Annotated in this window: 13 protein-coding genes; 11 read left to right on the forward strand and 2 right to left on the reverse strand. The window is 43.9% G+C overall.

The features are described 5' to 3' along the window. Nucleotides 1-139 precede the first annotated feature (139 nt). Nucleotides 140-562, reverse strand: a complete 423-nt coding sequence (locus AC6CIF_RS27540) for a hypothetical protein (RefSeq protein ID WP_498202315.1) — start codon at nt 560-562, stop codon at nt 140-142. Nucleotides 563-932: 370 nt separating this feature from the next. After that, nucleotides 933-2288 (reverse strand): MATE family efflux transporter, encoded by a 1356-nt coding sequence (locus AC6CIF_RS27545; protein WP_498202316.1) that lies wholly within the window; start codon nt 2286-2288, stop codon nt 933-935. A 162-nt stretch (nt 2289-2450) separates the two neighbouring features. Between AC6CIF_RS27545 and AC6CIF_RS27550 the strand changes: the two genes are divergently transcribed. From AC6CIF_RS27550 to AC6CIF_RS27600, 11 genes are all read left to right on the forward strand, one after another. Next, nucleotides 2451-3185 carry a class I SAM-dependent methyltransferase gene (locus AC6CIF_RS27550; RefSeq protein WP_498202317.1) on the forward strand — a complete coding sequence of 245 codons (735 nt, stop codon included), beginning with the start codon at nt 2451-2453 and terminating at the stop codon, nt 3183-3185. Between the two features lie 230 nt (nt 3186-3415). Continuing rightward, nucleotides 3416-3994: an RNA polymerase sigma factor gene (locus tag AC6CIF_RS27555; protein WP_498202318.1), complete on the forward strand. Its 579-nt coding sequence runs from the start codon at nt 3416-3418 to the stop codon at nt 3992-3994. Then, nucleotides 3991-5265, forward strand: a complete 1275-nt coding sequence (locus tag AC6CIF_RS27560; protein WP_498202319.1) for a hypothetical protein — start codon at nt 3991-3993, stop codon at nt 5263-5265. Before AC6CIF_RS27555 ends, AC6CIF_RS27560 begins: the two co-directional genes overlap by 4 nt. A gap of 58 nt (nt 5266-5323) precedes the next feature. Next, nucleotides 5324-5782 (forward strand): 2-thiouracil desulfurase family protein, encoded by a 459-nt coding sequence (locus AC6CIF_RS27565; protein ID WP_340965714.1) that lies wholly within the window; start codon nt 5324-5326, stop codon nt 5780-5782. A 195-nt stretch (nt 5783-5977) separates the two neighbouring features. Continuing rightward, nucleotides 5978-7723: a methyl-accepting chemotaxis protein gene (locus tag AC6CIF_RS27570; protein WP_498202320.1), complete on the forward strand. Its 1746-nt coding sequence runs from the start codon at nt 5978-5980 to the stop codon at nt 7721-7723. A 210-nt stretch (nt 7724-7933) separates the two neighbouring features. Continuing rightward, nucleotides 7934-8611: an NAD(P)H-dependent oxidoreductase gene (locus tag AC6CIF_RS27575; protein ID WP_338590616.1), complete on the forward strand. Its 678-nt coding sequence runs from the start codon at nt 7934-7936 to the stop codon at nt 8609-8611. A gap of 181 nt (nt 8612-8792) precedes the next feature. After that, nucleotides 8793-9215, forward strand: coding sequence for a MarR family winged helix-turn-helix transcriptional regulator (locus AC6CIF_RS27580; protein ID WP_338590618.1), 423 nt, complete (start codon nt 8793-8795; stop codon nt 9213-9215). Between the two features lie 166 nt (nt 9216-9381). Further along, complete coding sequence (locus tag AC6CIF_RS27585; RefSeq protein ID WP_498202321.1) at nt 9382-9963, forward strand: NAD(P)H-dependent oxidoreductase; 582 nt, start codon at nt 9382-9384, stop codon at nt 9961-9963. Between the two features lie 114 nt (nt 9964-10077). Then, entirely contained in the window at nt 10078-10389 is a 312-nt protein-coding gene (locus tag AC6CIF_RS27590) for an ArsR/SmtB family transcription factor (protein WP_036668255.1), read from the forward strand. A 159-nt stretch (nt 10390-10548) separates the two neighbouring features. Next, a complete protein-coding gene (locus AC6CIF_RS27595; RefSeq protein WP_051449565.1) occupies nt 10549-11583 on the forward strand; it encodes an LLM class flavin-dependent oxidoreductase in 1035 nt (344 codons plus the stop codon). Between the two features lie 315 nt (nt 11584-11898). Then, nucleotides 11899-13059, forward strand: a complete 1161-nt coding sequence (locus AC6CIF_RS27600) for an AI-2E family transporter (protein ID WP_047841385.1) — start codon at nt 11899-11901, stop codon at nt 13057-13059. The last annotated feature ends 4 nt before the right edge of the window (nt 13060-13063 follow it).

Consider the following 13063-nt stretch of genomic DNA (forward strand, 5'->3'; position numbering starts at 1 on the left):
ATCGAGTGTGTCTTTTTGTTGTATTATGTTTTTACAACAATGCATATAAAGAATCGAGTGAATACCGATAGGTCGCCCCTCACGTTCTATGACATTCCATAAAAACAAATATAGTGTGATTCCTAGGACTTAGTATATCTTAAAAGTGAATTTGGTAATCTCCACCTCCACCATTAGGTGAATACCCTACGATTTTATGGTAACCATACAGATTCCCTAGAGTGATAGTTTTTGTTCTTAAGTCTGATGCGATTACTCGTCCACTACTCTTCAAATTTCCACTCATATCAACAACATTAAAGACATATTCCCCAGTCGTCCGAGGAAGAAAAGTAAACGTGACATTTCCGCTTAAATATATATCTGTTGAGTAACCCCCTTCGAAATACTCTACTAAAAAGTTCTGGGCAAAGATAGTAGCTTCTTGTTCCTGTTTTATCTGAGCATCTTGTGAAGGGATCACAGGGATAGACGTTTCATCAGCAAATACTGCTGGAACAGATGCTAGGAGCAGAGCCATGCAAGAGAGAGCTGAAATTGCAGTTTTTTGATATTTCTTCACAATCGAACATCTCCTTTTCATATATAAAAATCGAGATTAATCATACTCGTAGTAGCTTCCTCACAGTCATTTCCTAGGATAAAAGTGAGGGGAGATCTAGCGCCGTATATTGTTTGACAAGACAACCATACTCCAATTAACAAATATATACAATTATATAAAGGTGGTTTTATATCCTATTTTTGTTAAATACACACTTTATTCATACATCATTCACATTTTCTATAGCTATAGTGCTCAAGCAACCGTTAATAACAATGGATATTTGGTTCTGACTATTTTTGCTTCAAGCAAAACAAAGCCCTACCCGATCTATGTAGACCGAGCAGGGCTATATCTTTTCTCTATACGTTCATTTAATCCGTTATGGCTACTCAGGGCGCAACGCGTTTATTCGATCCGTAAGGGATCGTTTTCTATAGTATACGGCTATGGTTGCGAGAACCAGCATTTCGGACAGCGGTACGGCAAGCCACACACCCGTGACACCAAAGAATGAAGGCAGGACTGCAATCAACGCAATCATGATAATCATTTCACGCGCAGCTGTAATCCAGATGGCCATTTTGGCATTACCCACAGATTGGAAATAGGTGCTCATAACAAAGTTAACACCCATAAACACATAGGCAAATGTAAATATACGTAATCCGTAAACGGCATTATCCGTTACGCCACTACTGAAGTTTCCAAAGATTTGCACGAAATAAGGTGCACCGATCTGAACAACAACCAGTAACAATAGACCGCATGCCAGAGCTGTTTTAGTGGCTAAACGTATCGTTTGTTGTACCCGTTTGATCTGATTGGCACCGTGATAATAGCTTATCAGAGGTTGGGCAGCGGATGCCAGACCCAGGAAAGCCAACAATACAACACCATGAATATAGTTCAACACGGTAAAGGATGCTACGCCATCCGTGCCCGCAATGCGGTCCATCGATATGTTATGGGAGACAGAGAAGACCGACATGCCAAGTTCAGCCAGAAAGCTGGGGAAACCAATGAGTAGAAGGGAAGCCAGCAGTTTGTTGTTCCATTTGAACCGGGTGAATGTGAGATTATTTGTTTTTTTGAAAAAGTGAGTGAACAGGACAAGTAGCGCAAGAGACGCCGATACAATTGTACCGATGGCCACACCGCGTACACCCCATTCGAGTACATACAATGTTATATAATTGATAATGATATTGGCCACTGCAAACGTAATCTGAGCGTACATGGATGTATTGGGATTACCATCGTTTCGTACAAAGATAGAGAGTGCATTCTCAATAGTGAAAACGAACCCGAACAATAACATGATATTCATATAGTCCGAAGCAAACGGGAAGGTCTCGGCGTTCGCACCGAGGGAGTATACCAGCTTGTCTTTGAACGTAAATGCAGTATATCCAATGGCTATCGTAACTAGCATTATTAGCATGACTGATTTGGTGAAAATTTGTTTGGCTGATGTGATATCTTTTCTACCCATAGCGTTGGAGTACAAGGTTGCCCCGCCCATACCAATCCACAGCGACATGGCAACAAAAAGCGTGTAGACAGGTGAGGCAATGCCGATCCCGGCCATCGCGGTAGAACCCAGTTTGTGTCCAACCATAATGCCGTCGATAATAAAATTAAAAGCAACTACCAGCATCCCCAATACAGAAGGCACGAGGTAACTTATAAAAGCTTTACCTACAGATTGCCCTTCCAATGGATGCGTCCAAATCGTATTCATAATGACCTCCGTTAGTAAACTGAATGTTCATTCTGTATTTAATAATACTGAACGTTCGTTCTGTATGATAACACGCCATGAATTCTCTTGGCAAATTTTGCGTTTAAATATCGTTTATGTGATAGAGTAGGTGGATATTTATAAGGCGGGAGGAATCTCTTGATGAAACAAAATAAATACGATGAAGCTGAATTTTTCGACAACTATAGTAAGATGGCTCGTTCCGTTCAAGGGCTGGATGCAGCCGGGGAGTGGCATGAACTGCAGACTCTTTTGCCTGATTTGAAGGACAAGCATGTGCTGGATTTGGGATGTGGTTTCGGTTGGCACTGCCGGTATGCGCGAGAGCAACAAGCGAGTTCAGTGATCGGTGTAGATCTGTCTGAAAATATGCTTCAGCGTGCTCGTGAAATGACGGACGATCCACAGATCCAGTATAAGCAGCTGGCGATTGAAGATATTGATTTTGCACCGGGACAATTCGACGTTGTGATCAGTTCACTTGCCTTGCATTATATTGAACGGTTAGACACGGTGTACGCTAAGATCAATGATTGTCTCGTAGAAGGGGGCACATTTGTACTATCTTCCGAACATCCGATCTTCACCGCTCGCGCTGCGCAGGATTGGCATTACGGACCCACAGGTGAGATTCTTCACTGGCCCGTGGATGATTACCACGATGAAGGGAAACGTGTGGCGAACTTTCTGAATCAGGATGTGGTTAAATATCATCGCACACTGGCAACACATCTCAATGAACTGATTAGGGCTGGGTTTGCTATTCAAAAGGTGGCTGAATCCAAACCATCACCGGAGATGATTGAACAGGTTCCTGGCATGCGAGACGAGAATCGAAGACCGATGTTTCTGATGATCGCTGCGGTGAAAGTATAACGATGAAAATGATACGTTAGACTAGAGGGCAGAAAGAAACTGTGGAAGTGGAGCGTTCGCCTAAAAGCTTTCTGATAGAGATTACTAACTAAGCAATCTTGAAGGAATCAGCGTGTTCAGCGATGTTGAACATGCTGTTTTTTTATTTTGCTACAATAATAAGAAATAATGTCCAAAACAGGGAACCAAATCACATTAGACTCAGTCATATTAAGTGAGGTGAACAACAGTTGGATGATCAATTACTGGCACTGGCTCAGACTATAGACAATTACACACTTAGTAGCATAATGGATGACTACGGAAATGACGTGTGGAATTATGCTTATTTTCTGACCAAAAGTGCCGAACAGGCAGATGAATTGTCACAGGAGGTATTCATTCGGGCGTATTCGGGGATCGCTCATTATCGTGGAGATTGCTCACTGAAAACCTGGCTGTTGACGATTACTAGAAACACCACTTTTACATATCGAAAATCCAGATTTTTTCGTAGCAGTCTGTGGGGAGAGACATTACCCATTGAGACAGAGCGTGGGGGTTCGGGGCAAAGAGTCATGATTGCAGAGCAGCCTGCACATCCTTCGGCCGAGATGGAAGTGATGCGTAAGGAGCATATCCATGAAATCTGGGATATTGTTCTGGCGTTGCCAAAGAAGTTTCGAGAGATTCTTTTGCTGAATCTGAAATATGAGCTTACGACGAGTGAGATTGCTGAGATGTTGAAAATCAGCTTAGGCACAGTAAAATCCAGACTTTCCCGAGGTAAGGATAAGGTACGGAAACAATGGGAGGAGCGAAGCAAATGACACACAAGGATGAGCAATGGGAGAAGGAAATCCGGAAAGGACCGTTTGCGTCGTCTCCTTTTACAGAGGATCACAAGCGAAAGGTGCTTCAACAGGTGGAGTGGATGAAGAAGTCGGAAGAGGGAAGCAAGGGAGATAGGCCAGAGAGCAGATCGAGGTTGTCCAGGCCACAAGTAGGCAACGTGTCACACAGGCGTCGCCATAGAAGAGGGCCTCTTGTTGCCGGCACGGGTGCGTTGGTTATTGCTGCTGGATTGTTCCTATGGATCTGGGATGATGGACAACTGGTGAAACCCGTGATCGAGCAGGTCTATCCGACAGCAGCGTTACAGTTATCCGATGGTTTGAACACAAATCTGCTAACCGACAAAATGAAAAGAAATGTTGCGACTACGATGCGAGATGATCTGGGTAAACAGCTGAAGATTACGAAAGTGGAAGATTTGCCTGTGTCCGGCAGAATATATGTAGAGGCTGGAAATGAAAGCGAGAAGGAGTATGCACAGATATGGCTTGATGCGGCAACAGGAAATCTGCGTGAAGTAGGAATGAGACGTGAGATGCAGCCAAGCGAGTTGGAGCACCGTTATCTGCGTCAAGTTCCATCGCTTTTGCAAAGTATAGGCAGCACTCCAACGCTTAAACCTGCATCAGTCCAACGTTTTGTGAGTATGAAGCAAGGGGAATTGGAGCCGATATCGCATACGACATTAGCGTTAGAGAATGAGACTGGCGATGGTTATGGGGAAATTGTATGGCAGCAGGACAAGGCTGTCTCGATCACAGGTGACCTTAGACCTGATCAAGTATCCCAGGCAGCGCTGGCGGATGCCAGAAACGCGATTGAGGCTCTGTCTGGTAAAGCCAATCTTGATCTGGTAAGAGCAAGCCGAAGCAAAGATGATGAACTCGGCAAGGATACAGTCTCCTTTTCCTTTAAAGATAACTACTTTGTCCAGATGACCGAAGGAAAAGCGGGCTTGGGTTATACGGTTGGGGATGCTAATCACTATGAGCAAGACTTTGCAGACTGGGAAGAAATAGAGGCTTATTATCAGGAACTATATAACATACAGGAGTCTCTTCTTAGAGGAGAAGTAGAACCTATAATTAAAAAAATATTTAAAATGGATCTTCAAGCGTATAAACTTCACCGTAATCCTGACCATCCAGGCATGGTCACATTTGAACTGGAGTCGAGCAAGGATGTTTTTCAGGTTGAATATAGGGAAGATGGACGGATCAAGATGATCACCAGAGGCGAGTTATAGGGCTGATCTTATATGTTACAATTTACTTCATAGATGGAATAAGTATAAGGAGATAACGATGAAATATTTGGTGAGTTCATGTCTGGCAGGGGTAGCTTGCCGTTACAATGGAACAGCGAGCCTGGATGAGAAGATTCAGGAGCTTGTGGAGCAGGGGCAGGCTAAGATGGTATGTCCGGAGCTGCTTGGCGGATTCTCCACTCCACGGGAACCGGCTGAAATTATTGGTGGCACGGGTAAGGACGTACTGGCAGGCACTGCAAAAGTGATCGAGAAAAGTGGCAAGGACGTCACAGAGCTGTATATTAAGGGAGCCTACCAGACGCTCGAATGGGCGCGAGAATTGAATGTATCGTGTGTGGTATTAAAGGAGTTTAGTCCGTCCTGTGGTACACAGATGATCTATGATGGGAATTTTGCCAATCACAAGGTAACTGGAGAAGGTGTCACCTCAGCATTGCTGCGACAAGAAGGATATACCGTCATTTCTGAGAATGAATGGATGGAGCAACTATAGGTCGCACGGATATCGTTTCATATTCACAGAAAAGCCGCTGGATTATATCCTGGCGGCTTTTCTGTTGTCTTCCATTACTTTTCTCATTAAATGAATAAAGTCGATTTTCCTGAAATGCTAACAAACAATATGGATACATACGATATAGATATAAGATATATAAGGCTATCTACTATTTAAAGTGGGGGAATAATCATGTCAATTCAGTCTAAGCCAATATATAAGAAAGGAAATAAACTCAAAAATATGAAATTAACAACAACGATGATCATCATGACTGTGATTAGTCTAATCGGCTTGTTTACTGTTTTTCTGATTGGGATTTTCGGAATGAACGAAGCAAAAACGGGACAAGGTATCCTCTACAATGACCGCTTCCAGCATCAAACCAATGTTCTTGAATTGAAAAGTAATTTCTATAATATGCGCGCCAATTATACAAAGGTTCTTGATAATGCAGAGTATACCGACAAACAGTACGATCAGGTTCAGAAAGGTAAGAAGAGTATCACAGATGGGTTGAATGAATTTTCAGCAAGAACATTGGATACCAAAGAAAAAGAGATATTTGCAGATCTGGCAGCAAAGATGGATACATATTATCAGGATATTGAGCAAATCATGAATACCAAAAAGATGTCGGGCACCTACGATAGTGAAGAGAGAGGAAGAATTAACAAAAGCAGTACAGCGATTGTGGAGACGATCACCCTTTTGAGTGTGCATAACGAAGAAGAGTCAGCCAAGCTCTATACGGATACACAGGAAGTGATTCAGCAGCGAGCATTGGTGCTCGGTTCGGTTCTTTTGTTTTCACTTGCAGCACTCATTCTTATTTCATTTGTAGTGATTCGCAGTATACGTCAACGAATGAAAGCGATCACCCGTTATTGTGAAGAAATAACACAAGGCAACTTAACGGCATCTTTAGATCCGCATCTAACACAGGGAAATAATGAGATAAGTGTCATCGCACGAGCTATTCGTACAATGACCGATTCCACAACAAATGTCATTCGTGGTGTAGTTCAGGAATCTCATCATATCAACCAGGTTAGCGATTATACCAACCAGAATATGGCTGGTCTGAATGAACGGATTCGTGAAGTATCAGCTACAGTTGAAGAGCTCTCGGCTGCAATGGAAGAGGCTTCAGCCCATACGGAAAATATGAATCATTCGGCTAATGAGATGCAACAGGGAGCTGAATATATATCGGAACAGACATCTAAACAAGCAGAGTCCGCCTATATGACCAGCACGAAGGCTGAAAAGTTGAAGCAGGAAGCCCGCGAATCGAGCTTAGCAGCCATAGACATGTATGATCATACGAGTAAGAAGATGTCAGAAGCGCTGGAGCGTGCAACAGCTGTAGATCAGATTGGTATATTATCTCAATCTATTTTGGATGTTACAGCGCAGACTAATCTGCTGGCACTCAATGCATCCATTGAAGCTGCAAGGGCTGGAGAAGCAGGCAGGGGTTTTGCGGTTGTAGCAAGCGAGATTCGAAAGTTGGCTGATGATTCCAGACAGGCTGCCGATCAAATTCAGCAGGTCACGGAAGAAGTTATGCAGTCTGTAACCAATCTGTCCTCGAATGCCAAAGAGTTGCTATCCTTTATGTTCAATCAGGTTGGCAAAGATTATAAATTATTGGAGGATACAGCTGAACAGTATTATGTCGATTCTCTTGATCATGCCAATGCCGTTAAAGATCTCAATGCAACCTCACAACAAGTGACTGCGAATATCAAAATACTAGTGGGCTCCATTCACGAGATTGCATCAGCAAGTGAACAATCAGCTGCATCCAGTCAGGAAATTGCAGGACACATGGTCGCTTCTGCTGCGCAATCTGTGGAAGTAGTTAAACAATCTGATCAAGTCAAGGATAGTGCATTAAATCTGAATAAGCTGGTTCAAGATTTCAAGATTTAAAAGAAAAGAGTCATAGATAATCCACTAGGGCCATGTATGTGCCCAGTGGATTATTGCTGTCTTTCATCCAATACTTACTTTTATAAACTAAGAAACAATAATGTGCGTACTTTTAATTTATACACATAGGTCCTAAACTAATACTTGAGATGAAACCACTTTAACATTATTGTTCAACATAAAAAATATATAAAAAGGACGTGGAGCTCCATGGAAGTTACAGCAAAGTCTAAGACAAAGGAAGACATCTTAAAGGCATATCATTTCCGGCATGCAACAAAGATATTTGATGATACCCGCAAAATCTCGGATGAGGATTTCCAATTTATATTGGAAACAGGCAGATTATCTCCAAGTTCCATTGGTCTTGAACCGTGGAAGTTTCTGATTGTACAAAATCCGAACCTGCGTAAGCGTCTGTCCGAAGTCTCTTCCGGCGCTCAAAAGCAATTGGCTACAGCAAGCCATTTTGTTGTTATTTTGGCCCGATCAGATGCCAGTTATAATTCTCCCTATGCGGAGTACATGTTGAAGGAAACAAAGGGAATGCCAAATAACGTATTTGAGCTAACAAGTGAGGCTTATGGAAAGTTCCAAAATAACCAGAAAATTCTGGATAATCCACGATCATTATTCGACTGGGCATCTAAACAGACTTATATTGCACTCGGCAACATGATGACGGCGGCAGCTCAGATCGAGATTGATTCTTGTCCGATTGAAGGTTTCAGCCGTGAGGATGTCCACCGGATTATGGAAGAAGAGGGCTTGCTGGAGGATGGCGCATGGGGCGTTTCTATGATGGCAGCCTTTGGTTATCGGGCAGAGGAGCCCGCGCGTGAGAAGTCCCGTCAATCCGTTGAGAAAATTACCCAATGGATTAACTGAATTCAGCATGAATCCAACATGAATTCAAAAACGATTAGCTAAGATCTAACATTATAGATCAGGATCAAAGTAGAATCGAAACAGCCCGATATTTTCCACATGCTAGAAGGGTGGAGAGGGTTGTTTTTCTTTTTATAAAAAAGAACTTGAAAATACATAGATGTCTATGTATAATGAGGTCATGCCTAAATACAACGCAATTGCACTGATTGCAAGAATCAGGGACCATGTCAACAAACGGATTGTACACGAATTGGAACAGCATGAGGTAACAGGGATTGTTCCTTCTCATGGAGATGTGTTGATGTTCTTGTACCGGGAAGAGACGCTGTCGATCAAGATGTTGGCTGAACGTGTTCAACGCACGCAACCAACGGTAACGGTACTGGTCAACAAGCTGGAGAAGCTTGGCTATGTTGAACGCAGCAAGAGTGCCGAAGATAGCCGAGTGACGATGATTCGCCTAACCGAACAGGGGAAGCGACTCGAACCGATCTTCCATCAGGTATCAGAGCAGATTAATGACATCATCTATAGTGGCTTGTCCGATGAACAGTCGGAGCAATTGGAGAGCTTGCTGTCCATGATTGTCCGAAAGTTATAATGAATGAACTCTTCTGTCTGCAACCCTTCCAGATTTGACTGGGATGGAGGCAGAGGAGCCCAAATATTTTTTGCCTATATACATAGATATCTATGTATATAGGCACGTATCAATGTAACCCCATTTTCGCAACCTAACTCAAACCAAACCTGGAGGGATTAACACTATGAAACATCTTATCGTATATGCTCACCCGCACACAGACAGCTTGAATAACGCAATCCTCAATACTGCTGTAGAAGCTCTCGAAGCTCAAGGCCATGAAGTAGTCGTTCGTGACTTGTACAAACTTGGATTCCAACCCGTACTGACCGAAGCTGACACAGCTTCCATGCGTGCAGGACAGACACCCCAGGATATCGCTACAGAGCAACAGTTTGTTACGGATGCAGAAGTTATCACATTCATCTATCCGATCTGGTGGACAGGTCTTCCTGCCATTATGAAAGGATATGTTGACCGTGTATTCGCCTATGGTTTTGCATATGTAGCAGGTGAAGCGGGAATCGAGAAATTGCTGGCAGGCAAAAAAGGCCTCATCATCAACACCCATGGTACACCAAGTGAAATTTATGATCAAATTGGCATGACTGCTGGACTGAAATTAACTTCAGACGTAGGTATCTTCGATTTTGTAGGTATTGAAGCCGTAGATCATCTGCTTTTCGGTAGTATTGGATACCTGGATGCACCCGCATATCAAGCCATGTTGGATCAGGTTAAACAGACGATTACAACCAATTTCTAATATGGATGTTGAATCCAGATGCGGATTCCATATGATACCAGACCGACTCGATCATGAGTCGGTTTGTTTGTTCATGTGTTTGCAAAATGGATGAAAGGGGGTATAATCGTACCCATGGAACCTATACTTATATTCAAAGCATTATCGAACGAGACACGTAGACAAATCTTGTTGTGGCTCAAAAACCCGGAGCAACACTTTCCACCGCTGGAACTATCTCAGCATCCGGATGGTGGCAAGAACGGAATCTGTGTTGGCACGATTCAAGTGAAGGCTGGACTGGCTCAGTCGGTTATATCCAGTTATCTGCTGACTATGCTCAAGGCAGGGTTGCTGCTCTCCGAGCGAAGAGGACAATGGACGTATTATCGGCGCAACGAGGAGACAATCCGTCAGTTTGCCGAGTACGTACAGAACGAGTTATAAGCCGGATGCCGGAACGGAAGCTAGGATGCATATGCAGGCAGGGATTCCGTCCGGATGTAAACGGCTAGTTTATGAACACATCACCATATCCAATTGCGATTTAATTAATCTATATATCTGGATATACAAAAATATAATCATCGAGGAGATTAAACGATAATGACTACTGAAAATACGGCTTCATCCCATAAAGAACATATTAATGACGTTAAGCTTTCCATCCTGGATCTGGCCCCCGTCGTTGTGGGTGCAACACCTGCTGATGCTTTGCGCAACAGTTTGGATCTGGCACAGCATGCAGAGCGTTGGGGATATCACCGTTACTGGGTAGCTGAACATCACAACATGCCGGGTATTGCTTCTTCCGCAACTTCGGTTGTTATTGGATATCTGGCTGGTGGAACCAAAACGATTCGTCTGGGTTCAGGAGGCATCATGCTGCCTAACCATGCACCGCTTGTCATCGCTGAGCAGTTCGGCACACTGGAATCCCTGTATCCTGGAAGAATTGACCTGGGACTGGGCCGTGCACCAGGTAGTGACCGCCGTACATCGCTGGCGCTACGCAAAGATCTGAACAGCGGGGAAGATTTCCCGGAACTGTTGGCAGAGCTCAGAGCGTACTTTGATGCTTCGGCGACATCTTATCATGCGCCTGTTCGTGCAGTTCCTGGAGAAGGATTGAATATTCCAATCTACCTGTTGGGGTCCAGTGATTTCAGTGCACGTCTGGCAGGTCAACTGGGATTGCCGTTTGCTTTTGCCAGCCACTTCTCTCCCGATTACACCCGGATTGCACTAGAGACGTATCGAAATAATTTCCAACCATCTGATAGCTTGAAGGAGCCACATGTGATTGTTGGTGTTAACGCTGTTGTTGCGGATACAGACGAGGAAGCCGCATGGCTGGGTACAACGATGCAACAGCAGTTCCTGAACATTATTCGCGGCACAACGGGATTGGTACAGCCTCCGGCAGAGATGGAAGGCAAATGGACGGATCGTGAGAAAGCTGGTGTGGAGCAGACGCTGAAGGCAGCTGTTAATGGTTCGCCAGAAACCGTACGTGGACAGCTGGAATCCTTCATTCGGCAGACGCAGGCAGATGAGCTGATTATTACGTCGATGATCTATGATCATAAGGCACGTCTGCATTCCTATGAGTTAATCGCACAATTAGCGGGAAAAGCTTAATCTTCATTTTTCAGCATAAAAGCTGGCTTATTGGTAGGGTATAGCTATAAATTTACGGTTCGTCTCCCAGTGAGGTGGGCCGTTTTTGAATAGGGAGAATTTGCAAACGTTTCGTGTGGGGCAGAAGACTCATTTTGGGGTAAAATGACTTTACCCGGTTTAATTTGAAACTGTTAATCAGCACCATACGTATAAATCCAGAGTGTTATACATATGTTGGCTTGTACAAGGTATTTTTTTATTCGTGTGTATGGGCATTTATCTAGCTTTATAGTTAAGTTTTGATTAAGGGTCATAAGAGAGGACGACACGCCTATGGAGCAACCTGAGCAACCCCGCGTTTGGCCGGAGCGGTTCAAGCGATTTTTTCTTAACAACAAGTTTGTCCTATTCCTGCTGATTCTGCTGTTGGTGGGACTGAACGTGATGGTTCTGACCAAAGTATCCTTTGTTCTTCATCCGCTCGCAGTACTCATCAAAACCATTGTGCTACCTATTATTCTGTCAGGCATACTCTACTATCTGCTGAATCCGATTGTGGATGTGATGGAAAGGTGGAAAATTAAGCGAGGCTGGTCCATTCTGATCCTGTATCTTGCGATTGGAGGCATTCTGACAGTCGTAGTATTGGCGGTCATTCCGGTTGTACGGAACCAGATTATGGGGCTGATCGAAAATTTCCCAACATACAGCGAGACGGTAAAACAGCAGTTTGAGGAACTCACGGGCAGCCAACTGTTCGGTCAGTTCCAGGAGACGGTGAATCTGAATTCGCAGGACTGGTGGGGAACAATCTCCCAAAAGGCTACTGAAATTCTGAACTCGACCTGGACCAAATTGGGCGGATTCCTCGGAGCTTTCACGGAGACCGTGCTGTCCATCGTAACGGTTCCGTTCATTCTGTTCTATCTGCTGAAAGACGGCAAGAAGCTGCCAGCGAAAATTCTGTCTTTCCTGCCGATCAAGAGCCGTACGGGCGCAATGCATGTGCTGGAAGATATCAATCACCAGATCAGTTCATTCATTCGTGGACAGATTATCGTCAGCTTCTGCATCGGTATTCTGCTCTACATCGGTTATATGGTCATTGGTCTGGATTATGCACTGATTCTTGCAATTATCGCATCGTTCACGAGTGTTGTTCCGTATCTGGGACCTGCAATTGCGATTACACCAGCATTGATCGTGGCACTCGTCACTTCCCCGGTGATGCTGCTGAAAATGGTTGCCGTATGGACGATCGTACAGTTAATTGAAGGTAAATTCATCTCACCACAGATCATGGGTAAAACGCTGAAGATTCATCCCATCACGATTATCTTTGTCATTCTGACTTCGGGTAATCTGTTTGGAGTCGTGGGCATTCTGCTCGCTGTTCCAGGATACGCGGTGCTGAAAGTATGTGTATCACATATCTTCAACTGGTTTAAGGACAGATCCGGCCTGTACGATCCGAACAAGAACAATCTTTTATAACCAA

This window comes from Paenibacillus sp. GQ49 (assembly GCF_059759055.1).

Coding starts and splice junctions, on each gene's coding strand:
- AC6CIF_RS27545 (WP_498202316.1), bottom strand. CDS start 2,288: ATGAATACGATTTGGACGCATCCATTGGAAGGGCAATCTGTAGGTAAA.
- AC6CIF_RS27550 (WP_498202317.1), top strand. CDS start 2,451: ATGAAACAAAATAAATACGATGAAGCTGAATTTTTCGACAACTATAGT.
- AC6CIF_RS27560 (WP_498202319.1), top strand. CDS start 3,991: ATGACACACAAGGATGAGCAATGGGAGAAGGAAATCCGGAAAGGACCG.
- AC6CIF_RS27565 (WP_340965714.1), top strand. CDS start 5,324: ATGAAATATTTGGTGAGTTCATGTCTGGCAGGGGTAGCTTGCCGTTAC.
- AC6CIF_RS27570 (WP_498202320.1), top strand. CDS start 5,978: ATGTCAATTCAGTCTAAGCCAATATATAAGAAAGGAAATAAACTCAAA.
- AC6CIF_RS27575 (WP_338590616.1), top strand. CDS start 7,934: ATGGAAGTTACAGCAAAGTCTAAGACAAAGGAAGACATCTTAAAGGCA.
- AC6CIF_RS27580 (WP_338590618.1), top strand. CDS start 8,793: ATGCCTAAATACAACGCAATTGCACTGATTGCAAGAATCAGGGACCAT.
- AC6CIF_RS27585 (WP_498202321.1), top strand. CDS start 9,382: ATGAAACATCTTATCGTATATGCTCACCCGCACACAGACAGCTTGAAT.
- AC6CIF_RS27590 (WP_036668255.1), top strand. CDS start 10,078: ATGGAACCTATACTTATATTCAAAGCATTATCGAACGAGACACGTAGA.
- AC6CIF_RS27595 (WP_051449565.1), top strand. CDS start 10,549: ATGACTACTGAAAATACGGCTTCATCCCATAAAGAACATATTAATGAC.
- AC6CIF_RS27600 (WP_047841385.1), top strand. CDS start 11,899: ATGGAGCAACCTGAGCAACCCCGCGTTTGGCCGGAGCGGTTCAAGCGA.